The organism is Pseudomonas sp. GW821-FHT09C10 (assembly GCF_059418085.1).
This window is the reverse complement of sequence record NZ_JBWKPE010000006.1, coordinates 28,724-53,302: the sequence shown is the minus strand read 5'-3', so window position 1 is coordinate 53,302 and position 24,579 is coordinate 28,724. Positions and strand designations below refer to the sequence as shown.

Genomic DNA, 24,579 nt, shown 5'->3' with positions numbered 1-24,579 from the left:
TCGTCACGAAGCTTTACGAATATTGTGTAGTCAAAGTTTCACAAAGGGTTACAGACGGCGCCTGCCAGAGTTGTAGGTTATGTAGTAAGTTAGGCCGGTGAATATCATGCGAAGCGCGCGCCAGTAGCGGAGCTTGCTTCAGAGGGTAGTTAATTGAACGATATGGCAAAGAATCTGATCCTGTGGTTGATCATCGCGGCTGTCCTCGTGACGGTGATGAACAACTTCTCCAGCCCTAACGAGCCGCAGACCCTCAACTATTCCGACTTCATCCAGCAAGTTAAGGATGGCAAGGTCGAGCGCGTAGCGGTTGATGGCTACGTGATCACCGGCAAACGCAACGATGGCGACAGCTTCAAGACCATTCGTCCGGCAATTCAGGACAACGGTCTGATCGGCGACCTGGTGGATAACCACGTGGTTGTCGAAGGCAAGCAGCCTGAGCAGCAGAGCATCTGGACTCAACTTCTGGTGGCAAGCTTCCCGATCCTGGTGATCATTGCCGTGTTCATGTTCTTCATGCGCCAGATGCAAGGCGGTGCGGGAGGCAAGGGCGGGCCGATGAGCTTCGGCAAGAGCAAGGCGCGCCTGCTCTCTGAAGATCAGGTGAAGACCACCCTGGCTGACGTAGCGGGTTGCGATGAAGCCAAGGAAGAAGTTGGCGAGTTGGTTGAGTTCTTGCGCGATCCAGGCAAATTCCAGCGCCTGGGTGGCCGTATTCCTCGCGGCGTGCTGATGGTCGGCCCTCCAGGTACCGGTAAAACCTTGCTGGCCAAGGCGATTGCCGGCGAAGCCAAGGTACCGTTCTTCACCATTTCCGGTTCTGACTTCGTTGAAATGTTCGTCGGTGTCGGTGCGAGCCGCGTTCGCGACATGTTCGAGCAGGCCAAGAAGCATGCGCCATGCATCATCTTCATCGATGAAATCGACGCCGTTGGTCGCCATCGTGGTGCTGGCATGGGCGGTGGTCATGATGAGCGTGAGCAGACCCTCAACCAGTTGCTGGTCGAGATGGATGGTTTCGAGATGAATGACGGCATCATCGTCATCGCGGCAACCAACCGTCCGGACGTGCTGGATCCTGCGCTGCTACGTCCAGGCCGCTTTGACCGCCAGGTAGTGGTTGGCCTGCCGGACATCCGCGGGCGCGAACAAATCCTGAAAGTGCACATGCGCAAAGTGCCGATGGGCGACGACGTTGCACCGGCTGTGATTGCCCGTGGTACCCCAGGGTTCTCGGGTGCTGACCTGGCCAACCTGGTGAACGAGGCTTCGCTGTTTGCAGCCCGTACCGGCAAGCGCATCGTTGAAATGAAAGAGTTTGAGCTGGCGAAAGACAAGATCATGATGGGCGCTGAGCGCAAATCCATGGTTATGTCCGAAAAAGAGAAGCAGAACACTGCTTACCACGAAGCGGGTCACGCCATTGTGGGGCGCGTCGTGCCTGAGCATGACCCGGTCTACAAAGTGTCGATCATTCCTCGTGGTCGCGCCTTGGGTGTCACTATGTTCCTGCCGGAAGAGGATCGTTATAGCCTCTCCAAGCGTGCGCTGATCAGTCAGATCTGCTCGCTGTACGGCGGTCGAATCGCTGAAGAGATGACCTTGGGCTTCGACGGTGTGACCACGGGGGCTTCGAACGACATCATGCGCGCCAGCCAGATTGCGCGGAACATGGTCACCAAGTGGGGGTTGTCGGAAAAGCTCGGTCCTTTGATGTACGCCGAGGAAGAAGGTGAAGTATTCCTGGGTCGTGGCGGTGGTGGTCAAAACGCCAGTTTCTCCGGTGAGACAGCCAAGCTGATCGATTCTGAGGTGCGCAGTATCATTGACCAGTGCTATGGCACGGCCAAACAGATACTGACCGATAATCGGGACAAGCTTGATGCAATGGCTGATGCATTGATGAAGTACGAGACCATCGACGCAGACCAGATCGACGACATTATGGCCGGTCGGGCGCCTCGTGAGCCTCGTGATTGGGAAGGTGGCTCGGGTACTTCGGGCACCCCGCCTGTGGTTCAGAACGAACGCCCTGAAACCCCAATCGGCGGCCCGGCAGCTGACCATTAAGGTTTGAAATGACTTTTGCTCCGTCCTCCTCCCGGTTGCCTTGCGGCAACCGGGTTCTTGATTTGGCCCATACGCATGTCATGGGCATTCTTAATGTAACCCCTGACTCCTTTTCCGATGGTGGCCGCTTCAGCCAGCTTGATGCTGCATTGCGCCACGCAGAAGCCATGGTGGCGGCTGGCGCGACCTTGATTGATGTGGGCGGTGAATCGACTCGGCCTGGTGCTCGCGCAGTTTCTCCTCTGGAGGAGTTGGAGCGCGTGGCGCCGATTGTCGAGCGCATCGCTCGAGAGTTGGATGTGATCATTTCGGTTGATACCTCCACCCCGGCCGTGATGCGTGAGACTGCGCGCTTGGGTGCCGGCTTGATCAACGATGTGCGGTCCCTGCGGCGCGACGGAGCCCTGGATGCGGCTGCAGCTACCGGTTTGCCTGTGTGTTTGATGCATATGCTGGGTGAGCCCGGCAATATGCAGGACAGCCCGCACTATGATGATCTGGTGGGTGAGGTGAGTGGTTTTCTCTCTGAGCGCGTTGCCCAATGCGCTGCGGTAGGTATTGCGCCGGAAAGGATCATCCTTGATCCGGGGTTTGGTTTCGCCAAGACCCTGCAACACAATTTGAGTTTGTTCAAACACATGGAGTTCTTGCATGCCCTTGGTCGGCCCCTGTTGGTCGGTGTTTCGCGCAAGAGCATGATAGGGCTGGCATTGAGCCGTCCGGTGGGTGAGCGGTTGTACGGCGGTCTTGCACTGGCGGCGCTCGCGGTGACCAAGGGTGCGCGCATCTTGCGTGTGCATGACGTTGCTGAGACCGTGGATGTGGTACGCATGATTGCAGCTGTGGAATCAGCCGAATAAGAATGATGGAGCACTTATGACTAAAAAATACTTTGGCACCGACGGTATCCGTGGTCGGGTCGGCGAGTTTCCGATTACTCCTGATTTCATGCTCAAGCTTGGATGGGCGGCGGGCATGGCGTTCCGCAGCATGGGGGCGTGCCGCATCCTGGTGGGCAAGGACACCCGAATTTCGGGATACATGTTTGAATCAGCGCTTGAGGCCGGCTTATCCGCCGCAGGCGCCGACGTGATGTTGCTGGGGCCGATGCCGACGCCCGCAATTGCATACCTGACGCGTACCTTTCACGCTGAGGCCGGTATTGTGATCAGTGCTTCGCACAATCCACATGACGACAACGGCATCAAGTTCTTCTCCGGTCAGGGCACCAAGTTGCCGGATGAGATTGAGTTGATGATCGAAGAATTGTTGGATGCGCCGATGACCGTGGTCGAGTCCAGTAAGCTGGGCAAGGTGTCGCGTATCAATGACGCGTCCGGTCGTTATATCGAGTTCTGCAAGAGCAGTGTGCCAACCAGCACCAATTTTGCCGGCCTGAAGATTGTTGTCGACTGCGCCCATGGTGCGACCTACAAGGTCGCGCCAAGCGTATTCAGGGAGCTGGGCGCAGACGTGACGGTTCTGTCGGCTCAGCCCAACGGATTGAATATCAACGAAAACTGCGGCTCCACCCATATGGAGCAGTTGCAAGCCGCTGTCCTGGCCGAGCATGCCGACCTCGGGATTGCCTTCGACGGTGACGGCGACCGCGTGCTGATGGTTGACCACACCGGTGCCGTGGTGGACGGCGATGATCTGTTGTTCATCATTGCCCGCGACCTGCATGAGCGTAACAAGCTGCAAGGCGGTGTCGTCGGTACGCTGATGAGCAACCTGGGGCTTGAGCTGGCGTTGGCAGACCTGGGTATTCCTTTTGTTCGCGCCAACGTCGGTGACCGGTATGTGATCGCCGAGCTGCTGGAGCGTAACTGGCAGGTGGGTGGTGAGAACTCCGGGCACGTGGTGTGCTTCCAGCACACCACCACCGGTGACGCGATTATTGCGGCGTTGCAGGTGCTATTGGCTTTGCGTCGCCGCGAAGAGAGCCTGGCCCAGGCGCGTCAGGCTTTGCGCAAATGCCCGCAAGTATTGCTGAACGTGCGTTTCGCAGGTGGGGAAAATCCGATCGAGCACCCTGCTGTCAAAGAGGCTTGCGAGCGCGCGACCCTGGCAATGGCTGGTCGTGGACGGGTATTGCTACGCAAGTCCGGCACAGAGCCTTTGGTGCGCGTCATGGTCGAAGGTGACGACGAAATACAGGTTCGCGGCCATGCCGAAGACCTGGCAAAACTGGTAACTGAAGTTTGCGCCTGAATTCGGCTTGCCAGTGATGATGTGGTTGGGTAACATCTGCGCCCACTTTGACCGACGAGGTACAGCATGCGTCGCACTATGGTAGCTGGTAACTGGAAGATGCACGGTACCCGCGCCAGTGTCGCTGAGCTGATCAATGGCCTTCGTCACTTGGCCTTGCCTAGCGGTGTTGATATCGCGGTGTTCCCGCCTTGCTTGCATATCACCCAAGTGGTGGATGGCTTGAAAGGTAAGTCGATTCAGGTCGGCGCGCAGAACTCTGCGGTGGAAGCCATGCAAGGTGCGTTGACCGGTGAGATTGCACCGAGTCAGCTGGTTGATGCGGGTTGTTCCTATGTGCTTGTCGGGCACTCCGAGCGCCGTCAGATGATGGGCGAGCGTGATGGGACACTCAATCGCAAGTTCGCAGCAGCGCAGGCTTGTGGCTTGATTCCAGTGTTGTGTATTGGGGAGACCCTTGAGCAGCGTGAATCGGGCAAGACGCTTGAAGTTGTCTCGCGTCAGCTTGGCAGCATCATCGAGGAGCTGGGTGTTGGTGCGTTCGCAAAGGCGGTAATTGCTTACGAGCCGGTCTGGGCCATTGGCACCGGGCTGACTGCTACACCGCAACAGGCGCAGGATGTGCACGCAGCCATCCGTGCTCAGTTAGCGGCAGAGAATTCTGAAGTCGCACAAGGTGTGCGGCTTCTATACGGCGGCAGCGTGAAGGCGGCCAATGCGGTCGAACTGTTCGGCATGCCGGATATCGATGGGGGGCTCATTGGTGGAGCTTCCCTGAATGCAGATGAGTTCGGTGCGATTTGTCGCGCCGCGGGAAACTGAAAAAATGCTGGAAACAGTCGTAGTCGTTTTTCATCTGTTGGCTGCCCTGGGCGTAGTTGCCCTGGTTTTGTTGCAACAGGGTAAAGGTGCGGATGCTGGTGCGTCTTTCGGTGCAGGTGCTTCAAATACTGTGTTCGGAAGCCAAGGTTCCTCTACCTTTCTTAGTAAGTTTACTGCTATACTTGCCGCCGGTTTCTTCATAACCAGCTTAGGGTTAGGTTACTTTGCTAAAGAGAAAGCTCATGTGCTGACTCAAGTAGGTTTGCCAAACCCAGCAGTGTTGGAAGTTCCAAAAGCAAAACCGGCTTCTGATGATGTCCCGGTGCTTCAAGAGCAAAAGTCGGCTACTCCAGCGACTGACGTGCCTCCAGCTCAAGAGCAGAAGTAAGAAGGGTTGTAAACGCTGTATTGCCGAGGTGGTGGAATTGGTAGACACGCAACCTTGAGGTGGTTGTGCCCATAGGGTGTAGGGGTTCGAGTCCCCTTCTCGGTACCAATTATCAGGAGAGCCCGCTGTTGCGGGCTTTCTTGTAGGTGGAAGGTTACATTGACCCTGTAAAGGATCGGTCGTATACTTCCGCCCCAGCTTTGTCGCGGGGTGGAGCAGTCTGGTAGCTCGTCGGGCTCATAACCCGAAGGTCGTCGGTTCAAATCCGGCCCCCGCAACCAGTTTTAGCGGAGCCCCTTTTAAGGGGCTTTTTGTTAGCTGGACACTTTCAACGCCGCTGTTCGACGGCGTTTCAAGGATGGGCGTTTCGCCCATTTTTTTATTTTGCACAGCATGCACATACATGCACGAGGGGGTTCAGGTGTCGAGCAAGCTAGAAGAGTTGCAGGCCTTGTTGGCCCCGGTGGTCGTGGCCCTAGGCTATGAATGCTGGGGTATTGAGTTTTCGGCTCAAGGTCGCCACTCAATGTTGCGCGTTTATATCGATAAAGAGGGCGGCGTGCTGGTGGACGATTGTGCCATTGTCAGCCGTCAGATCAGCGGTGTTCTGGATGTTGAAGATCCTATCTCCGTTGAGTACACCCTCGAAGTTTCCTCGCCAGGCATGGAACGCCCACTGTTCACTATTGATCAGTTTGCAAAATTTGCCGGTGAACAAGTGAAGATCAAGCTGCGATCCCCGTTCGAAGGGCGTCGCAACTTTCAGGGCCTTCTGCGCGGTGTAGAAGAACAGGATGTCGTGGTGCAGGTAGAAGACCATGAGTTCCTGTTGCCGATCGATATGATCGACAAGGCCAACATTATTCCCAGTTTTGACTGAGACGCGGATCCCGCGGATCCAATGGCTTGCGAAAGGCGAGGCGTACGATGAGCAAAGAAGTACTGCTGGTTGTTGAGTCGGTATCCAATGAAAAGGGCGTACCGGCAAACGTGATTTTTGAAGCGCTGGAGCTGGCCCTGGCCACTGCTACCAAAAAGCGTTTTGAAGACGAAGTTGATCTGCGTGTGGAAATCAACCGCCACACCGGTGCCTATGAGACTTTCCGTCGCTGGACGGTCGTCGAAGAGGCCGATCTTGATGATCCGGCCATCGAAACCTGGCCAAGCAAGGTTGCTGAAACGCACCCTGGCGCCCAGGTCGGTGATGTCGTTGAAGAAAAGATCGAGTCCATCGAGTTCGGCCGCATTGCTGCACAGACCGCCAAGCAGGTCATCGTGCAGAAGGTTCGCGAAGCTGAGCGCGCTCAAGTCGTTGATGCCTATCGCGAGCGCCTGGGGGAAATCATCTCCGGCACCGTGAAAAAAGTGACCCGCGACAATGTGATCGTCGACCTGGGCAACAACGCTGAAGCGTTGCTGGCCCGCGAAGACATCATCTCCCGCGAAACCTTCCGTGTTGGCGTGCGTTTGCGTGCGCTGCTTAAGGAAATCCGCACCGAGAACCGTGGCCCTCAGTTGATCCTGTCGCGTACTGCGCCGGAAATGCTGATTGAGCTGTTCCGTATCGAGGTGCCGGAAATTGCCGAAGGCCTGATCGAAGTCATGGCTGCGTCCCGCGACCCGGGTTCGCGTGCCAAGATCGCGGTCCGCTCCAAGGACAAACGCATCGACCCGCAAGGCGCTTGCATCGGTATGCGCGGTTCGCGCGTCCAGGCAGTGTCGGGCGAATTGGGTGGTGAGCGTGTGGACATCGTCCTCTGGGACGATAACCCGGCGCAGTTCGTGATCAATGCCATGTCGCCGGCTGAAGTGGCGGCAATTATCGTTGACGAAGATGCCCATGCAATGGACATCGCCGTTGGCGCAGACAATCTGGCCCAGGCCATTGGTCGTGGTGGTCAGAACGTGCGTCTGGCCAGCCAGTTGACCGGCTGGACCCTGAACGTAATGACCGAATCGGACATCCAGGCTAAGCAGCAAGCTGAAACCGGTGACATCCTGCGCAACTTCATCGACGAGTTGGAAGTCGACGAAGACCTGGCGCAGGTGCTGGTAGATGAAGGCTTCACCAGCCTGGAAGAGATTGCCTACGTACCGTTGGAAGAAATGCTCAACATCGACGGCTTTGACGAAGACACCGTCAACGAGCTTCGCGCTCGGGCCAAGGATCGTTTGTTGACTAAAGCCATCGCTACTGAGGAAAAGCTGGCAGACGCCCATCCGGCCGAAGACCTGCTCTCGCTTGAGGGTATGGACAAGGATTTGGCGATGGAACTGGCGGTGCGCGGCGTAATTACCCGCGAAGACCTGGCCGAGCAGTCTATTGACGATCTGCTCGACATCGACGGCATTGACGATGATCGTGCCGGCAAGTTGATCATGGCCGCCCGAGCCCATTGGTTCGAGTAATTAGGCGCGGCCTGAGGAGAGAAGTGCATGACGCAAGTCACGGTGAAACAACTGGCCGATGAGGTCAAAACACCGGTAGAGCGCCTGTTGCAGCAGATGCGTGAGGCAGGTCTGCCGCACACCGCCGCCGATGAAGGTGTGAGCGATAGTGAGAAGCAGTCTTTGCTGACTCACTTGAAGAGCAGCCACAAGGCGAAAGTGGAAGAACCGCGCAAGATTACATTGCAGCGCAAAACCACCAGCACCCTGCGGGTTGCGGGTAGCAAGAGCATCAGCGTTGAAGTACGCAAGAAGAAAGTCTTCGTACAGCGCAGCCCGGAAGAAATCGAAGCCGAGCGCAAACGCGAACTGGAAGAACGTCGCGCAGTAGAAAATGCTGCACGTCAGAAGGCTGAAGAAGAAGCCAAGCGTCGCGCCGAAGAAGAAGCGCGTCGTCAGCCTGCTGCTGCGCAAACGGCTTCCACTGAAGCGGTAGCCGCGCCTGGCGCTCCTGCAGACGCTGTGCGTGAGGCCGCTCCGGTTGCCGCTGCACCAGCACCTGCTGCCGATGCCCGCAAGCGCGAAGAACCTCGTCGTCCGGATAAACCACGTGCCGACGATAACAATCGCCGCGGTGGTGGTGGCGATGGCGAGCGCAAAAACGCTCCGCATCGTGCTTCGGTCAAAGAGAAAGCGCCTGCTCCACGCGTTGCTCCACGGACTACCGACGAAGAAAGCGATGGCTTCCGTCGTGGTGGTCGCGGCAAGGCCAAGCTGAAGAAACGCAACGCCCACGGTTTCCAGAGCCCAACCGGCCCTGTCGTGCGTGATGTGCAGATCGGCGAGACCATCACGGTTGGCGATCTTGCCAACCAGATGTCGGTCAAGGCTGCTGAAATCATCAAGTTCATGTTCAAACTGGGTACTCCAGCGACCATCAACCAGGTGCTTGATCAGGAAACTGCTCAACTGGTAGCCGAAGAACTGGGCCACAAAGTGACCCTGGTCAGCGACACCGCCCTGGAAGATTCCCTGGCTGAGTCCCTGAAGTTTGAAGGCGAGACATTCTCCCGTGCGCCAGTCGTGACCGTAATGGGCCACGTTGACCATGGTAAGACTTCGCTGCTCGACTACATCCGTCGTGCCAAGGTAGCTGCTGGCGAAGCCGGTGGTATCACCCAGCACATCGGTGCGTACCACGTTGAAACCGAGCGCGGCATGGTCACCTTCCTCGACACCCCAGGTCACGCCGCGTTTACCGCAATGCGTGCCCGTGGTGCCAAGGCGACTGACATCGTGATTCTGGTCGTTGCAGCGGACGACGGCGTGATGCCGCAGACCATTGAAGCTGTCCAGCACGCTAAAGCCGCTGGTGTTCCTCTGGTTGTTGCCGTGAACAAGATCGACAAGCCGGGCGCCGATCTCGATCGCATCCGTAGCGAACTGTCGGTTCATGGCGTGACGTCTGAAGAGTGGGGCGGTGATACGCCGTTCGTTTCGGTTTCGGCGAAAGTCGGTACTGGCGTTGACGAACTGCTCGAAGCTGTCCTGCTGCAAGCTGAAGTACTTGAACTGAAAGCAACCCCATCTGCCCCAGGTCGTGGTGTTGTGGTTGAGTCGCGTCTCGACAAAGGTCGTGGCCCGGTTGCAACCGTACTGGTTCAAGACGGTACCCTGCGTCAAGGCGACATGGTACTGGTCGGTTCGAACTATGGCCGTGTACGTGCCATGCTCGACGAGAACGGCAAGCCAATCAAGGAAGCCGGTCCTTCCATCCCTGTCGAGATCCTCGGCCTGGACGGTACTCCGGACGCTGGCGACGAGATGAGCGTGCTGTCTGACGAGAAGAAAGCCCGTGAAGTGGCTCTGTTCCGTCAAGGCAAGTTCCGTGAAGTCAAACTGGCTCGCGCGCATGCCGGCAAGCTGGAAAACATCTTCGAGAACATGGGCCAGGCCGAGAAGAAGACGCTTAACATCGTCCTCAAGTCTGACGTTCGTGGTTCCCTCGAAGCGTTGAACGGCGCCTTGAATGGTCTGGGTAACGACGAAGTGCAAGTGCGTGTTGTCGGTGGCGGTGTCGGTGGTATCACCGAGTCCGATGCCAACCTGGCACTGGCTTCCAACGCTGTACTGTTCGGCTTCAACGTGCGTGCCGATGCTGGCGCTCGCAAGATCGTCGAGCAGGAAGGCCTGGACATGCGTTACTACAACGTCATCTACGACATCATCGAAGACGTCAAGAAAGCCCTCACCGGCATGCTTGGCAGTGACGTCCGGGAGAACATCCTGGGTGTCGCCGAAGTACGTGACGTGTTCCGCTCGCCGAAATTCGGTGCGATCGCCGGTTGCATGGTTATCGAAGGTACCGTGTACCGTAACCGTCCAATCCGTGTACTGCGTGAAGACATCGTTATCTTCGAAGGCGAGCTGGAATCCCTGCGCCGCTTCAAGGATGACGCTTCCGAAGTGCGTGCCGGCATGGAATGCGGTATCGGCGTCAAGAGCTACAACGACGTCAAGGCTGGCGACAAGATCGAAGTCTACGAGAAGGTTCAGGTTGCTCGCAGCCTCTAACTCGCGCACTTCAGGAGCCACGCCGCGTGTGGGCATGCAAATGCCCCGCGCAGCGTGCGGACTCTAAACGCAACGCCCGGTCTGGCTTTTGTCAGGCCGGGCGTTTGCCGCTTTCAGACCCCATGGGTTTCACCGTGTGGCAGTAACAGGTAACAAGACATGGCAAAAGAATACAGCCGTACCCAGCGTATCGGCGATCAGATGCAGCGTGAGCTGGCCCAACTGATCCGTCGCGAAGTCAAAGACCCTCGCGTTGGCCTGGTCACCATCACCGCTGTTGAAGTGAGCCGTGACGTGGGTCACGCGAAGATCTTCATCACCGTGATGGGGCAGGACAACAGCGAAGAAATCGCGCAAAGCATCAAGGTGCTCAACTCGGCGGCAGGTTTCCTGCGCATGCAGTTGGCCCGTGAAATGAAGCTGCGCAGCGTGCCCCAGCTGCACTTCCACTACGACGAAAGCGTCGTGCGTGGCGCGCACCTGTCGGCACTGATCGAGCGCGCCGTGGCCGAAGACAGCCAGCACCCATCCACACCTGAAGACGCCAAGGAGTAAGCGGTGGCTCAGGTCAAACGTATCCGTCGCAACGTCAGCGGCATCATTCTGCTCGACAAGCCGATTGGCTTTACCTCCAATGCCGCGTTGCAGAAGGTCCGCTGGTTGCTCAATGCCGAGAAGGCCGGACACACCGGCAGCCTCGATCCCCTGGCCACCGGTGTACTGCCGTTGTGCTTTGGCGAGGCCACCAAGTTCTCGCAATACCTGCTCGATTCCGACAAGGGTTACGAAACCCTGATGCAACTGGGCAAGACCACCACCACGGCAGACGCCGAAGGTGATGTTTTGCAGGTTCGCGACGTGACCGTTGGTCGTGCTGATATCGAAGCTGCTTTACCTGCTTTTCGTGGGCAAATCAGTCAGATACCGCCGATGTACTCGGCGCTCAAGCGTGATGGGCAGCCCCTTTACAAGCTGGCACGTGCGGGCGAAGTAGTGGAGCGCGAACCGCGTTCTGTTACTATTGCGCGCTTGGAATTGCTCGCCTGTGAAGGTGACACCGCACGCTTGGCCGTAGACTGTAGCAAAGGCACTTATATTCGTACCCTGGTGGAAGATATTGGTGAACAGCTCGGTTGCGGCGCGTATGTAGCTGAACTGCGACGCACCCAGGCCGGACCTTTCAGCCTGGCCCAGACGGTCACACTGGAAGAGTTGGAGGCGGTACACGCCGAAGGTGGCAATGAAGCGGTTGATCGCTTCCTGATGCCGTCGGACAGTGGCTTGCTGGATTGGCCATTACTGCACTTTTCGGAACACAGCGCGTTCTACTGGCTTAACGGCCAGCCGGTACGCGCCCCGGATGCCCCGAAGTTCGGCATGGTGCGGGTACAGGATCATAACGGTCGCTTTATCGGTATCGGTGAAGTGAGCGAAGACGGGCGCATCGCGCCACGTCGACTGATTCGGTCAGAATGACCGAACGAGTGTGGCTGTTAACAGGCACGGTCAACACTCATTTTTAGATACAGGGATTTGTCCCTGGCCTGTTGAAACTGCCCTTTGGGTGGTTTCCTGAAAAAAGGATTGCCTCATGGCTCTCGACGTTCAAGAAAAAGCACAAATCGTAGCTGACTACCAGCAAGCTGTTGGTGACACTGGTTCGCCAGAAGTGCAAGTTGCACTGCTGACCCACAACATCAACAAGCTGCAAGGTCACTTCAAGGCCAACGGTAAAGATCACCACTCCCGTCGTGGTCTGATCCGCATGGTAAACCAGCGCCGTAAGCTGCTGGACTACCTGAAAGGCAAGGATCTGGGTCGTTATCAGACTCTGATCGGTCGCCTGGGTCTGCGTCGCTAATCAGCGATTGCGCTAGAGGTTGGTTGTCTGCCGTGTGTCAGTGGGATTCCCGCTGGCCCATGGTAGGCTCCCAGCCTCAAGTTTTATCTGGATACACGTTTTACCCCTGGACAAGGGTTGGGCCGATTCCCGACATTGCCCAAGAATTTCGCAAGAAGACAAGTTCCCCAAGAGCCACAAAGAAGGTAGGACACCGTGAACCCGGTTATCAAAAAATTCCAGTTCGGTCAGTCGACCGTTACCCTCGAGACAGGCCGTATTGCCCGTCAAGCCTCCGGCGCAGTGCTGGTTACCGTTGACGACGACGTTACCGTATTGGTGACCGTTGTTGGCGCCAAGCACGCCGACCCAAGCAAAGGCTTCTTCCCTCTTTCCGTTCACTACCAGGAAAAGACTTACGCTGCCGGTAAGATCCCTGGCGGTTTCTTCAAGCGCGAAGGCCGTCCTTCCGAGAAAGAAACCCTGACTTCCCGACTGATCGACCGTCCGATCCGTCCGCTGTTCCCAGAAGGCTTCATGAACGAAGTGCAGGTTGTCTGCACCGTCGTTTCCACCAGCAAGAAAACCGATCCTGACGTCGCTGCGATGATCGGTACTTCGGCAGCCCTGGCCATCTCCGGTATTCCTTTCGATGGCCCGATCGGCGCAGCCCGCGTTGCTTTCCACGAAAGCACCGGTTACCTGCTGAACCCGACTTACGAGCAACTGAAAGCATCGAGCCTGGACATGGTCGTTGCCGGTACGTCGGAAGCCGTATTGATGGTTGAATCGGAAGCCAAAGAGCTGACCGAAGACCAGATGCTGGGTGCAGTACTGTTTGCTCACGACGAGTTCCAGGTTGTGATCAACGCTGTTAAAGAACTGGCTGCCGAAGCTGCCAAGCCGACCTGGGCCTGGGCTCCGCAAGCCGAAGCCACCGAACTGCTGGGCGCTATCCGCTCCGAGTTCGGCACTGCGATCTCCGACGCCTACACCATCACCGTCAAGGCCGACCGTTACGCTCGCCTGGGTGAGCTGAAGGACCAGGTTGTTGCCAAGCTGTCCGGCGAAGAAGGCCAGCCTTCTTCCAGCGAAGTCAAAGCAGCCTTCGGTGAAATCGAATACCGCACCGTTCGCGAAAACATCGTTAACGGCAAGCCTCGTATCGATGGCCGCGACACCCGCACCGTTCGTCCGCTGAACATCGAAGTCGGCGTTCTGCCGAAGACTCACGGTTCGGCACTGTTCACCCGTGGTGAAACCCAGGCACTGGTCGTTGCGACCCTGGGTACTGCCCGTGACGCACAGCTGCTGGACACCCTGGAAGGCGAGAAAAAAGACCCGTTCATGCTGCACTACAACTTCCCGCCGTTCTCGGTGGGCGAGTGTGGTCGCATGGGTGGCGCTGGTCGTCGCGAAATCGGTCACGGCCGTCTGGCCCGTCGTTCGGTCCAGGCCATGCTGCCTGCTGCTGACGTGTTCCCGTACACCATCCGTGTGGTGTCGGAAATCACCGAGTCCAACGGCTCCAGCTCCATGGCTTCGGTCTGCGGTGCTTCCCTGGCGCTGATGGATGCGGGTGTGCCGATGAAGGCGCCGGTTGCCGGTATCGCCATGGGCCTGGTTAAAGAAGGCGAGAAGTTCGCCATCCTGACCGACATCCTGGGTGACGAAGACCACTTGGGCGATATGGACTTCAAAGTAGCCGGTACCGCCAAAGGTGTTACCGCGCTGCAGATGGACATCAAGATCAAGGGCATCACCGAAGAAATCATGGAGATCGCCCTGGGCCAAGCCCTGGAAGCGCGCCTGAACATCCTCGGTCAGATGAATCAGATCATTGGTCAGTCCCGTACCGAACTGTCGGAAAATGCTCCGACCATGATCGCGATGAAAATCGACACCGACAAAATCCGTGATGTTATCGGTAAAGGCGGCGCGACCATTCGTGCGATCTGTGAAGAGACCAAGGCTTCGATCGACATCGAAGACGACGGCTCGATCAAGATCTTCGGCGAAACCAAGGAAGCTGCAGAAGCTGCGCGTCAACGCGTCCTGGGCATCACCGCTGAAGCCGAGATCGGCAAGATCTACGTCGGTAAGGTTGAGCGCATCGTCGACTTCGGCGCATTCGTCAACATCCTGCCAGGCAAAGACGGTCTGGTTCACATCTCCATGCTGAGCGACGCTCGCGTTGAGAAAGTGACCGACATTCTGAAAGAAGGCCAGGAAGTGGAAGTGCTGGTACTGGACGTGGACAACCGCGGCCGTATCAAGCTGTCCATCAAGGACGTAGCAGCAGCCAAGGCTTCGGGCGTTTAATTACCCCAGGCTAACGCTGAAAAAAAGGACTCTTCGGAGTCCTTTTTTTACGCCTGAAGGAAAATGCCGAAAAATCAGACGCTTAGTAAATCGCAAAAGCCGCAACTTGCACGCAGGCACGATGGCGTTCATGCAAGTTGCACGATTCCGAAATTCGAGTGTTTTTATAAGTATATGATTTTTAACGATTTAATCTTCGATGACGACTTGGCACACTGCCTGCAATAACCCTGTTAACGCTGCAGCATCAAGGTTCACACACTGCAGACTTTTAATAAAACAGGAGTTACTCGTATGAAGAAGTTCGCTCTCGCTACTGCTACCGCTCTGACCCTGGCCATGGGTGCTAACGTGGCCTTTGCCCAGACTTCCCAAGCTCCAATGACCCTGGCGGCCGGTGAAGCCACCAAGGCAAAAGAAAGCGTTTCGGATACTTGGATCACCACCAAAGTTAAATCCGATCTGCTGACCGAAAAAGGCATTCCTGGTTCGGACATCAAGGTTGAGACCAACAAAGGTGTGGTTTCCCTGTCTTCGACCGTAGCCATTTCGGACGCGCAGAAAGAAACTGCCGTAGCGATCACCAAGAAAATCAAAGGTGTAACCGCAGTTTCGGCTGACGGCCTGTTGGCTGGCGGCGCTACCAAGGCAGACAACATCGACAAAACCAAAGGTGCAGCAGCTGACGCCAAAGGCGCAACCTCCGACACCTGGATCACCACCAAAGTCAAAGCTGACCTGGTCACCGAGAAAGGCATTCCTGGCACCGACATCAAAGTCGAAACCAACAAGGGTGTAGTTTCCCTGTCCTCTTCGGTCGCTGTGACCGAGGCACAGAAAACGACCGCGGTGAACATCACCAAGAAAATCAAAGGCGTTAAAGCTGTATCGGCCGATGGCCTGAAAGCAGAGTAACGCTCAAGAATTCGTCTGAACTAGCGGCGGCGGCGCGTGAGTTAGATATCCACTCAATGCACCTCTAAGTTTCATGCGACCGACCACACGGATGTGGTCATTACAGGCCCCGGCACTTCTGTGTCGGGGCCTGTTCTATTGGGGCGGGAAAGTAATGCGGTAGCGGCTTGCCGTGGACGCCTACTCGGCATCCAGGTGCATCGGCGTTATCACTCGACCGTCTTTCTCTGCCTGGCCCAGTTGCGCGTCAATGAAGTAGACCCGGTCGTCCTCCAGCTGGGCTTTATCCACCAGGTAGTCCTTGATCGTGCTCGCACGGTCCTGGCCCAACTGGCGCAGCAGCACGTCACTGCCACTCCAGAACTTGATCACGCCCTCTTTCAACTTGGCGGAGCGGTCACTGCTGCTCAGGTCCTTCCATTCTGCCGGAGGCTGCTGTTTCAAGCGGGTGCGGTAAATACCTTCGAGCAAGGGGGCTTTTTCGCTCTCAGGGACTTCCAGCAAGGACGCCTGGGCCGGGACTTTATCGCCACGGCGCTGCAGCATTTTGTAGTAGTTGTATTGGTATTCCCGCTCCAGCCGCTGGGCCGCCAGGAATGGGCCGTCGCTGCTGGCTGCGGCTGTGCCTTCGATTTCCAGGCGTAGGGCAGGGCGTTCTTTCAAGGCTTTGGCCAAGGTGTTGAGAGCGCCTTCGGCGTCTTTGTTCAACTCGCTGGAGCCCGGCGCGAACGACACGCTGCCCAGGTCCTGCGCTCCACCTCCGGTGACCAACCCGCCAATAAACTTGAACGGCGCAGTGGCTGCCCGCACCACCAGATTGCGCAGGGTTTGCCACACAATGGGCATCACACTGAATTGCGGGTTATTCAGGTCACCGGATACCGGCAGTTCGATGGAGATCTTGCCGTCGCTGTCCTTGAGCAAGGCGATTGCCAGACGAATCGGCAGGTCCACGGCATCGGCGCTGTCGACTTTTTCGCCCAGTTGCAATTGCTCGACCACCACTTTGTTCTCTGCCTTCAACTGGCCCTTGGTGATCACGTAGTGCAGGTCCAGGTTGAGGCGGCCCTTGCGGATGCGGAAACCGGCAAACTTGCCCGAGTAAGGCGTCAGGGTGGTCAGCTCGACACGTTTGAAGCTGGTGGCGATGTCCAGCGCCGCCATCGGGTCAAACGGGTTCACGCTGCCTTTGATGGTGACCGGTGCATAACGGTCCACCTTGCCCTTGATGTCAACACTCGCCGGCTTGGCCTGGCGACTGTCGATGGTGCCGATCTGCCCATTGAGCTGCTGGATCGCCGTGGCGAAGTTGGGGGTGAGGCTGAAGTCGGCGAAGTTGGCCGAACCGTCGTTGATCGCAATCTGCCCGATATGGATGCCCAGCGGCTTGTCTTTGCTCGCGGCAGGTTTGGCCGCCGATTTGGCGCCACTGTCGGCCGGCTGCGGGATCAGCAAGTCGTCGACGTTGGTGGTGCGATCATCGTTGATCATGAACCGCGCATAGGGCTGCAGCAGGTTGACCTTGTCGATCGACAGGCTGTCGCCGTGTTGGTAGTTCAGGCCTTCGAGCACCAGGCGCTGCCATTTGAGGAAGTCGCGGGTCTTGAGGGTGTCGAGGGTATGCAACTGGTCGACTTGCGCGCGGCCGGTGATCTGCAGCGCCAGGGGATCGGTGCTTTTCAGGTTCACGTCGAGGTCGCTGCCAAGCATGCCACTGCGCAATTCCAGGCGGATAAACGGGCTGATATAGGACTGGGCGACTCGCAGGTCGATGTCCTTGGTATTGACCTTCAACTTGGCACTGACCGGGTTGAGGTTGACCGTGCCGGCTGCCTGGATCTTGCCCTGCTTGCCCAGGCCGGTGTCGACCTTCAGGGTAAAGGGGCTCTGGTTGAGGCTGTCGAAGTTCTGCACGTCGACGTTCAACGGGCCCAGCTCCAGCGCTACCGCAGGTTTGGCTTGACGGTCGGCCAAGTGCACTTGGTAGTTGCGCAGCTGTACATCCTTGAGCAGCACTTGCCAGGGCTTGCTTGGGGCGACGGGCGCAGGCTTTGGCGAGTCGGCCGTGGCGGGTGCAGTCGCAGGCTCCGGCGCCTTGGCCGGTTTGTTCGGCTGGCCGGCGAACAGTTTTTGCCAGTCCAGTTGCCCATCCGCTTCACGAGCCGCCCAGGTCTCGAGTTTATTGCTGCGGATCTTGCCCACCACCACCTGCTGTTTGGCCAGGTCCACCGTGGTCTCACTGACGTCCAAACGCTCCAGGCGCACCAACGGCCGGCCATCCGGGGCCTTGATCGCGAACGGTGCGATGCTGGCGGCGGTGTTGGTCAGGTTCAGCTCGGTCTCTTTGGCCAGGCTGAATCTGTATTCGGTACTGAAGTTGAGCACGCCGTCTTCAAGTACCAGAGGTAAGGCGTCACGCACATAAGGCCACCAGGCTTTCATCTTGCCGCCGGTGACTTTGAGCGTACCTTCGGACGTTATCGGCACCAGGCTGAAGTTGCCTTTCCAGTCGATCTGCCCGCCTTCAGGACCGGCGGCGACCAAGGTCATGTCCGCATTGTCTTCCGGCAGGGTGCTGAGATTCTTCAGTTCGAAGTCGAGGGTGTCGTAGAGGAATTCGATGGGTTCGCTGGGGCGCAGGTCTTGGAAATGCAAATAACCGCCAGCCAGCTTGATGCTGTCGACACGCAGCGGGAACGGCTTGGCGTCAGGGTCTGCCGGGGTCGGCTCGCTCGGTGGCAGCTTGAACAACTGCGCCAGATTCAGCTGGCCTGACTTGTCGAACAACAACTCGGTCCTGGGCTTGTCCAGTTGCACATCCGCCAGGTGCAGGGCGCGGGTCCACAGGCTATCGGCCTGCAGATTGGCGTAAAGCCGTTCGAAACCTACCTGTTCCTTACCCGGTTCGCCGATTTTCAAGCCCCAAACCGTGACTTCCAGGCTGAACGGGTTAAGTTCGATCCGCTCGATGCGTGCCGGCACCGTGGCGTAATTGGCTAACTGTTGGTTGGCAATACGAAGGGCGATGCCAGGCAAAATCAGAAAGCCCAGCAAGCTGTACAACGCGAGGGCAGTCAACAAGGCGCCAGTGGCGCGAATCAATCCTTTGGGCATGGGGCGGCGCCATCTATGTCAAACAGGAGTGCCTTGGAGTATGGCACGGGATTTCGGTTCCGAAGCACCGAGGAACATGGGAAAAGTACTACAACTGCAGGATCAGGGTCTTCAACGGTGGCTGTTGATCCTGTGAAGGGAAGTCCGCGCCAGGCGTCATGATTTGCCAGTCGCGTACCGGACGCCCGGCTTTCTCGGCGCAGCGCAAAACCTGGTCACGCCAGTCTTCCATGCTGACTTTTGCCAGGTTGTTACAGCAGATCAGCACGCCATTGTCTGCTGTGGCGAGCAGTGCCGGCTTGAGCAGGCTCTGGTAGTCACGTAACAGATCAACGGTACCGAAGGCACTCTTGGCCCAGGCCGGCGGGTCGAGCAACACCAGGTCATATTGACGCTGCTCCAGGCGCGGATAGCTCGGCAGTTTCTGCCCGCGACGCTGGGTGATCGGCAGCCCGGCCAGTTGGCGAATCGCCGGGAAGTAGTCCGATTGCACGAACTCCATGGTGGGAAGCTGTGGATTGAGCTGGCCGTTTTCACGCCCCACCGCCAGGTTGCCCTCGGCGAAGTCCAGGTTGCATACTTCGCGCGCACCACCGGCAGCGGCGCTCAGGCCCACCCCACAGGTGTAGGCAAACAGGTTCAGTACGCTTTTGCCGGCGCTGTGGTCCTTGACCCAACCGCGGGTATTGCGCAGGTCGAGGAACAGTAGTGGGTCCTGGCCGGCATGGCGCCCACGGACACGGTAATTAAGGCCCCATTCGTGGCCGACCAGGTCTTCCAGCGCGGCAGGTTCGGCGCGGTATACCGAATCTTCGCGATCGACCCGCGAGTTGCCGCGGGAGCGGTCGTTGTAGACCAGCAGCAACTCCAGGCCCATGTACTGGTTGATCAGTTGGTGCAGCTCCAGCAGGTCAGCGGTTTCCAGCGACTGATGGAAGCTTTGCACCAGTAACTGCGGGCCATAGCGGTCGATGGTCAGGCCGCCGGCGCCTTCCTGGCTGCCATGGAACAGCCGATAGCAGTCGGTGCCCTGGGCGTGCAGTTCGCTGATCAGATCCTGGCGATGATCGAGGGCGGCGCGCAGCGCCTGATTCAAGGGAGACATGGAGCGCGCCTTGCTTAGGTAAATGGGGGCAATGAGGGCGCGGAGTTTAGCAGCTATGGCGCGTTGCCTACATCAACCCCATCCGCCGGTGTGCACGCTGCACCGAACCATTGCGCATCGCCCAGCGCAACAACGGCGCGCTGCGCTTGACCCCGGCGCGGATCATCTGGCGTTGCAGGGGGCTCTGGTGCTGATCGAGCAGGGTGCTGGCCCAGTCCGGCAGCAGGTCGATCCCGGCTTGCATCATCAAGGCACCAAAAGGCTTGGCCAACAGGCTGGGGGAGGGCGCGTTCAGCAACAGGCGCAGCACTTCGCGGCTGCGCTCGTCGCACAGCAATTGCGGGCGGATGCACTCAAGGTAATCGGAAATTTCCTGGCGTGAATGCGGCACATCCTGCGCGCCGAGCCGTTCTGCGACGACGGCGATCTCGCTGTAGTAACGGTCTTGATCACGGCCGGAGAGGTACGGGTTGCGATAGCGCAAGTGGGCAGCAAGAAAGTTGCTCACCTCCGCCACATGCACCCAGGTCAGCAACGCTGGATCGCTGGCTGCGTAAGGCCTCCCGTCCGGGGCATGGCCCACCACCTGCAGGTGAATGGTGCGCACTTTTTCGATCAGCCAGTCGGCGTCTTTGCGCGCGCCGAACGTGGTACCGGAAATAAACTGCGAGGTACGGCGCAGGCGCCCGAGCATGTCCTGGCGAAAGTTCGAATGGTCCCACACGCCGGCCAGGGCCAATGGGTGCAAGGCTTGCAGCATCAAGGCGCTGATACCGCCGATGAGCATGCTGCTGAAGTCACCATGGACTTGCCAGCTGACCGAGTCCGGCCCGAACAGGCCCGGATCGCCCTTGGGGTTTTCCAGGTCCAGTTGGCCCAGTGACAAGCCGGTGAGGCTCATCAACTGGGTTTCGATACGGCTGCGGATAAATTCCATGGCGACTCGGGTTTCCTAGCGGTTCAGGCGTTTGTCGATCAGGCCGTCGACGACGCTGGGGTCGGCCAGGGTCGAGGTATCACCCAGGCTGTCCAGTTCGTTGCAGGCGATCTTGCGCAAAATCCGGCGCATGATCTTGCCGGATCGGGTTTTCGGCAAGGCCGGTGCCCATTGGATCAGTTCCGGCTTGGCAAAGCTGCCGATTTCCTTGCTGACCAGTTCCAGCAGGTGTTTTTTCAGCGCCTCGCTGGGTTCGACGCCATTCATGGGGGTGACGAAGGCGTAGATGCCCTGGCCCTTGACGTCGTGGGGGTAGCCCACCACGGCAGCCTCGGCCACCTGGTCATGCAGCACCAGCGCACTTTCTACCTCGGCGGTGCCGATACGGTGGCCGGACACGTTGATCACATCGTCGATACGCCCGGTGATCCAGTAGTCGCCGTCCTCATCGCGGCGCGCGCCGTCACCGGTGAAATAGTAACCGGGGTAGGGTTTGAAATAGGTGTCGACCATGCGCTGCGGGTCGCCGTAGACGCTGCGAATCTGCCCCGGCCAGCTGGCCTTGATCGCCAGTACGCCGCTGCCGGCTCCGCTGATGACCTTGCCTTGTTCATCCAGCAGCACGGGCTGCACGCCAAACATCGGCTGGGTGGCACAACCTGGTTTGATCCGCTGGGCGCTGACCAGCGGGCTGAGCATGATGCCGCCGGTCTCGGTCTGCCACCAGGTATCGACAATGGGGCAACGCTGTTCGCCCACTGCGTTGAAGTACCAGTCCCAGGCTTCCGGGTTGATCGGTTCGCCCACGCTGCCAAGCAGGCGCAGGCTGGCGCGGGAGGTCGTCTCCAGCGGGGCGTGACCCTCGCGCATCAACGCGCGCAAGGCGGTGGGAGCGGTGTAGAAGATATTCACCTGGTGTTTATCAATGACCTGCCAGAAGCGTGAACTGTCCGGGTAGCTCGGCACACCTTCGAACATCAGCGAGGTCGCGCCATTGGCCAGCGGCCCGTACACGATGTAACTATGGCCGGTGACCCAACCTACATCTGCAGTGCACCAGAACACCTCACCGTCGCGGTAATCGAGTACGTACTTGAAGGTCATTGCCGCCTGGAGCAGGTAGCCGCCCGTGGTGTGCAGCACGCCCTTGGGTTTGCCGGTGCTGCCGGAGGTGTAGAGGATAAACAGCGGGTCTTCGGCGTCCATCGGTTCAGGAGGGCAATCGTCGCTCGCTGCATCCAAGGCCTGTTGATACTTGAGGTCGCGGCCTTCGCTCCAGTTCACCGGGGCGCCGGTGCGTTGTACCACCAGCACCGTGCTGACGTTGGGGCAACTGGCCAGGGCCTTGTCGACATTCTGTTTCAACGCCACCGGCTTACCACCGCGCACGCCTTCATCGGCTGTGATCACGGTGCGGCAGTCGGCGTCCAGAATGCGGTCACGCAGGGCGTCCGGTGAGAACCCGCCAAATACCACCGAGTGCACCGCGCCAATCCGTGTGCAAGCCAGCATGGCGTAGGCCGCTTCCGGGATCATCGGCATGTAGATACACACCCGATCGCCTTTTTTCACGCCACGGCTTTTCAGCACATTGGCCAGGCGACAGACGTTTTGGTGCAGTTGGCGGTAGGTAATTTTGGAAGATTTTGCAGGATCGTCACCTTCCCAGATGAAGGCCGGCTGATCGGCGCGTTGCGCCAGGTGACGGTCGATGCAGTTGTAGCTGACGTTCAACTGGCCACCGGCAAACCATTGGGCGGCACCGGTCTGGATGTCTGACTGCTGGACGGTGTGCCACGGTGTTATCCAGTCGAGAAAGCCCTTGGCCTGTTCGGCCCAGAACGTGTCCGGCTGTTCGATGGATTGGCGATAGAGGCGCTGGTAGTCCTCTTGACTGAGTTGCGCAGCCCGGCGGACGGCATCGGCGATGGGAAACGTGCTGATATCGAACATGAGCGATCCTTATTCTTGTTTTTGCGACAAGTCATAAAGATGCACCCTGTATGGAGAGGGTTCAAGGCCAACGTCTAAACGGACGTTGGCCTTGCGGTGCCTGCATCAGCCGCGGTGACGGCCGCGGAAGTAGTTGATCAGGCCCTGGGTCGAAGCGTCTTCGGCCAAGGTTTCTTCGGCGCCGGTGAGGCGATTGTATACGCCCTTGCCCAGCTCCTTGCCCAGCTCCACGCCCCATTGGTCGAAGGCGTTGATGCCCCAGATCACGCTTTGCACGAACACTTTATGTTCATACATCGCAACCAGGGCGCCCAGGCGACGCGGGCTGATGCGTTCAACCACGAGCGTGTTGCTCGGACGGTTGCCCGGGATCACCTTGTGCGGTGCCAGCTTCTGCACGTCGTCTTCCGGGATGCCCTTGTCGCGCAGCTCGGCTTCGGCTTCGCTGCGGGTCTTGCCGAGCATCAGTGCCTGGCTTTGGGACAGGCAGTTGGCGTACAGCCATTGATGGTGGTCGGACACCGGGTTGAAGCTGACGATCGGCACGATGAAGTCGGCCGGGATCAGTTGGGTGCCCTGATGCAGCAATTGGTGATAAGCATGTTGGCCGTTGCAGCCGACGCCACCCCAGATCACTGGACCGGTGTCGGTGGACACCGGCTTGCCGTCCTGGCGCACGCTCTTGCCGTTGGATTCCATGTCCAGCTGTTGCAAGTGCTTAGTGATGTTACGCAGGTAGTGGTCGTACGGCAGGATCGCATGGCTCTGCGCACCCCAGAAGTTGCCGTACCACACGCCCAGCAGGCCCAGCAGCACCGGCATGTTTTGTTCGAATGGAGCGTTCTGGAAATGCTGGTCCATGGTGTAGGCACCGGACAGCAGTTCCTTGAAGTTGGACATGCCGATGGCCAGGGCGATTGGCAGGCCGATGGCCGACCACAACGAATAACGGCCGCCCACCCAGTCCCACATCGGGAAGATGTTTTCTTCGCGGATACCGAAGGCCACGGCAGCCGCGTTGTTGCTCGACACGGCGATAAAGTGGCGGTACAGCTCGGCTTCCGAGCCGCCCTGGGCCAGGTACCAGGCGCGGGCGGCCTGGGCGTTTTTCAGGGTTTCCAGGGTGTTGAAGGATTTCGACGAGACGATAAACAGCGTGGTCTCGGCGCGCAGCTTCATGGTCAGCTCATGGAATTCGCTGCCGTCGATGTTCGCCAGGTAGTGGCAGCGCACGCCTTTGTGGGCGTAGGACAACAGCGCTTCAGAGACCAGCTCCGGGCCGAGGAACGAGCCGCCGATGCCGATGTTCACCACGTCGGTGATCGGCTTCTCGGTGTAGCCACGCCACAGGCCGTCGTGGATGCGGCCGACCAGGTCGGTGATCTGGTTCAGCACCTTGTGCACGTCCGGCATGATGTTCACGCCGTTGACCGACAGCTTGTCGCCCACCGGGCGGCGCAGGGCGGTGTGCAGGGCAGGGCGGCCTTCGGAGGAGTTGACCGGCTCGCCCGCATACAGCGAGTTGATTGCGTCTTTAAGGCCCACTTCGTTGGCAAGGCCCACCAGCAGGTCGCGGGTTTCGCCGGTGATCAGGTTTTTCGAGTAATCGAGGAAAAGTCCGCAGCTGCTCAAGGTGAACTGGGAAAAGCGCTGGGGATCGGCATTGAACGCTTCGCGCATGCTGAAATCCTGCATGGCTTGGCGATGTTGATTGAGCGCTTGCCAGGCGGGCAGAGCGGTAACGTCATGAGGGGTGCGGTAGTACGCCATCGCTGCGGGTTTCCTTTTATTACGGGGACTGCCTTTAGGACACTTCAAAGCCCGGAACATCCAGTCTTATCTCAAGGATTGGGTTCCAGACAGCGCTAACCATAGCGCAGGGCGATTACATTAAACCTAGCGTGTCGATATGTCTTGGCTTTGTCTGCGCTGTG

General features: G+C 58.4%; 18 protein-coding genes and 2 tRNA genes. 15 read left to right on the top strand and 5 right to left on the bottom strand.

Going from position 1 to position 24,579, the window contains the following annotated elements:
* The first annotated feature begins 162 nt into the window (after positions 1 to 162).
* The 15 genes from ftsH to AC07OT_RS13570 all read left to right on the top strand — a co-directional run bounded on the left by ftsH (position 163) and on the right by AC07OT_RS13570 (position 15,536).
* The gene (gene ftsH, locus AC07OT_RS13640) at positions 163 to 2,073 is read left to right on the top strand and encodes an ATP-dependent zinc metalloprotease FtsH (RefSeq protein WP_027605365.1); all 1,911 of its coding nucleotides are present in this window, start codon (positions 163 to 165) and stop codon (positions 2,071 to 2,073) included.
* Positions 2,074 to 2,081: 8 nt separating this feature from the next.
* Positions 2,082 to 2,933 carry a dihydropteroate synthase gene (folP, locus tag AC07OT_RS13635; RefSeq protein WP_495108289.1) on the top strand — a complete coding sequence of 284 codons (852 nt, stop codon included), beginning with the start codon at positions 2,082 to 2,084 and terminating at the stop codon, positions 2,931 to 2,933.
* A 16-nt stretch (positions 2,934 to 2,949) separates the two neighbouring features.
* Positions 2,950 to 4,287 (top strand): phosphoglucosamine mutase, encoded by a 1,338-nt coding sequence (glmM, locus tag AC07OT_RS13630; protein WP_115487578.1) that lies wholly within the window; start codon positions 2,950 to 2,952, stop codon positions 4,285 to 4,287.
* A gap of 66 nt (positions 4,288 to 4,353) precedes the next feature.
* Entirely contained in the window at positions 4,354 to 5,109 is a 756-nt protein-coding gene (gene tpiA / locus AC07OT_RS13625; RefSeq protein WP_015885920.1) for a triose-phosphate isomerase, read from the top strand.
* 4 nt (positions 5,110 to 5,113) lie between these two features.
* Positions 5,114 to 5,497, top strand: coding sequence for a preprotein translocase subunit SecG (secG, locus tag AC07OT_RS13620; protein ID WP_010206600.1), 384 nt, complete (start codon positions 5,114 to 5,116; stop codon positions 5,495 to 5,497).
* A gap of 22 nt (positions 5,498 to 5,519) precedes the next feature.
* Positions 5,520 to 5,605, top strand: a tRNA-Leu gene (locus AC07OT_RS13615).
* A gap of 96 nt (positions 5,606 to 5,701) precedes the next feature.
* Positions 5,702 to 5,778 (top strand) — tRNA-Met (locus AC07OT_RS13610).
* A gap of 140 nt (positions 5,779 to 5,918) precedes the next feature.
* Positions 5,919 to 6,377, top strand: coding sequence for a ribosome maturation factor RimP (rimP, locus tag AC07OT_RS13605; protein WP_003235029.1), 459 nt, complete (start codon positions 5,919 to 5,921; stop codon positions 6,375 to 6,377).
* A 47-nt stretch (positions 6,378 to 6,424) separates the two neighbouring features.
* Complete coding sequence (gene nusA, locus AC07OT_RS13600; protein WP_003212187.1) at positions 6,425 to 7,906, top strand: transcription termination factor NusA; 1,482 nt, start codon at positions 6,425 to 6,427, stop codon at positions 7,904 to 7,906.
* A gap of 27 nt (positions 7,907 to 7,933) precedes the next feature.
* Complete coding sequence (gene infB, locus AC07OT_RS13595; protein WP_027605369.1) at positions 7,934 to 10,459, top strand: translation initiation factor IF-2; 2,526 nt, start codon at positions 7,934 to 7,936, stop codon at positions 10,457 to 10,459.
* Between the two features lie 159 nt (positions 10,460 to 10,618).
* Positions 10,619 to 11,014, top strand: coding sequence for a 30S ribosome-binding factor RbfA (gene rbfA, locus AC07OT_RS13590; protein ID WP_003176137.1), 396 nt, complete (start codon positions 10,619 to 10,621; stop codon positions 11,012 to 11,014).
* Positions 11,015 to 11,017: 3 nt separating this feature from the next.
* The gene (truB, locus tag AC07OT_RS13585; protein ID WP_027605370.1) at positions 11,018 to 11,935 is read left to right on the top strand and encodes a tRNA pseudouridine(55) synthase TruB; all 918 of its coding nucleotides are present in this window, start codon (positions 11,018 to 11,020) and stop codon (positions 11,933 to 11,935) included.
* Positions 11,936 to 12,050: 115 nt separating this feature from the next.
* On the top strand, positions 12,051 to 12,320 hold the full coding sequence (gene rpsO / locus AC07OT_RS13580) for a 30S ribosomal protein S15 (RefSeq protein WP_003177875.1): 270 nt from the start codon (positions 12,051 to 12,053) through the stop codon (positions 12,318 to 12,320).
* A gap of 195 nt (positions 12,321 to 12,515) precedes the next feature.
* Entirely contained in the window at positions 12,516 to 14,621 is a 2,106-nt protein-coding gene (pnp, locus tag AC07OT_RS13575; protein WP_027605371.1) for a polyribonucleotide nucleotidyltransferase, read from the top strand.
* 294 nt (positions 14,622 to 14,915) lie between these two features.
* On the top strand, positions 14,916 to 15,536 hold the full coding sequence (locus AC07OT_RS13570) for a BON domain-containing protein (RefSeq protein ID WP_027605372.1): 621 nt from the start codon (positions 14,916 to 14,918) through the stop codon (positions 15,534 to 15,536).
* Between the two features lie 180 nt (positions 15,537 to 15,716).
* Here AC07OT_RS13570 and AC07OT_RS13565 read toward each other — a convergent pair whose 3' ends face one another.
* From AC07OT_RS13565 to pgi, 5 genes are all read right to left on the bottom strand, one after another.
* On the bottom strand, positions 15,717 to 18,650 hold the full coding sequence (locus tag AC07OT_RS13565; protein WP_495108288.1) for a DUF748 domain-containing protein: 2,934 nt from the start codon (positions 18,648 to 18,650) through the stop codon (positions 15,717 to 15,719).
* 88 nt (positions 18,651 to 18,738) lie between these two features.
* Positions 18,739 to 19,755 carry a class I SAM-dependent rRNA methyltransferase gene (locus AC07OT_RS13560; RefSeq protein WP_141156028.1) on the bottom strand — a complete coding sequence of 339 codons (1,017 nt, stop codon included), beginning with the start codon at positions 19,753 to 19,755 and terminating at the stop codon, positions 18,739 to 18,741.
* A 67-nt stretch (positions 19,756 to 19,822) separates the two neighbouring features.
* Positions 19,823 to 20,692 carry an oxygenase MpaB family protein gene (locus AC07OT_RS13555; protein ID WP_495102457.1) on the bottom strand — a complete coding sequence of 290 codons (870 nt, stop codon included), beginning with the start codon at positions 20,690 to 20,692 and terminating at the stop codon, positions 19,823 to 19,825.
* A 15-nt stretch (positions 20,693 to 20,707) separates the two neighbouring features.
* Entirely contained in the window at positions 20,708 to 22,645 is a 1,938-nt protein-coding gene (gene acs, locus AC07OT_RS13550) for an acetate--CoA ligase (RefSeq protein WP_495108287.1), read from the bottom strand.
* A 105-nt stretch (positions 22,646 to 22,750) separates the two neighbouring features.
* Positions 22,751 to 24,415, bottom strand: coding sequence for a glucose-6-phosphate isomerase (gene pgi / locus AC07OT_RS13545; RefSeq protein ID WP_027605377.1), 1,665 nt, complete (start codon positions 24,413 to 24,415; stop codon positions 22,751 to 22,753).
* Positions 24,416 to 24,579 lie beyond the last annotated feature (164 nt).

Coding starts and splice junctions, on each gene's coding strand:
- glmM (WP_115487578.1), top strand. CDS start 2,950: ATGACTAAAAAATACTTTGGCACCGACGGTATCCGTGGTCGGGTCGGC.
- tpiA (WP_015885920.1), top strand. CDS start 4,354: ATGCGTCGCACTATGGTAGCTGGTAACTGGAAGATGCACGGTACCCGC.
- nusA (WP_003212187.1), top strand. CDS start 6,425: ATGAGCAAAGAAGTACTGCTGGTTGTTGAGTCGGTATCCAATGAAAAG.
- infB (WP_027605369.1), top strand. CDS start 7,934: ATGACGCAAGTCACGGTGAAACAACTGGCCGATGAGGTCAAAACACCG.
- folP (WP_495108289.1), top strand. CDS start 2,082: ATGACTTTTGCTCCGTCCTCCTCCCGGTTGCCTTGCGGCAACCGGGTT.
- AC07OT_RS13565 (WP_495108288.1), bottom strand. CDS start 18,650: ATGCCCAAAGGATTGATTCGCGCCACTGGCGCCTTGTTGACTGCCCTC.
- ftsH (WP_027605365.1), top strand. CDS start 163: ATGGCAAAGAATCTGATCCTGTGGTTGATCATCGCGGCTGTCCTCGTG.
- rpsO (WP_003177875.1), top strand. CDS start 12,051: ATGGCTCTCGACGTTCAAGAAAAAGCACAAATCGTAGCTGACTACCAG.
- pgi (WP_027605377.1), bottom strand. CDS start 24,415: ATGGCGTACTACCGCACCCCTCATGACGTTACCGCTCTGCCCGCCTGG.
- AC07OT_RS13555 (WP_495102457.1), bottom strand. CDS start 20,692: ATGGAATTTATCCGCAGCCGTATCGAAACCCAGTTGATGAGCCTCACC.
- rbfA (WP_003176137.1), top strand. CDS start 10,619: ATGGCAAAAGAATACAGCCGTACCCAGCGTATCGGCGATCAGATGCAG.
- secG (WP_010206600.1), top strand. CDS start 5,114: ATGCTGGAAACAGTCGTAGTCGTTTTTCATCTGTTGGCTGCCCTGGGC.
- AC07OT_RS13570 (WP_027605372.1), top strand. CDS start 14,916: ATGAAGAAGTTCGCTCTCGCTACTGCTACCGCTCTGACCCTGGCCATG.
- AC07OT_RS13560 (WP_141156028.1), bottom strand. CDS start 19,755: ATGTCTCCCTTGAATCAGGCGCTGCGCGCCGCCCTCGATCATCGCCAG.
- acs (WP_495108287.1), bottom strand. CDS start 22,645: ATGTTCGATATCAGCACGTTTCCCATCGCCGATGCCGTCCGCCGGGCT.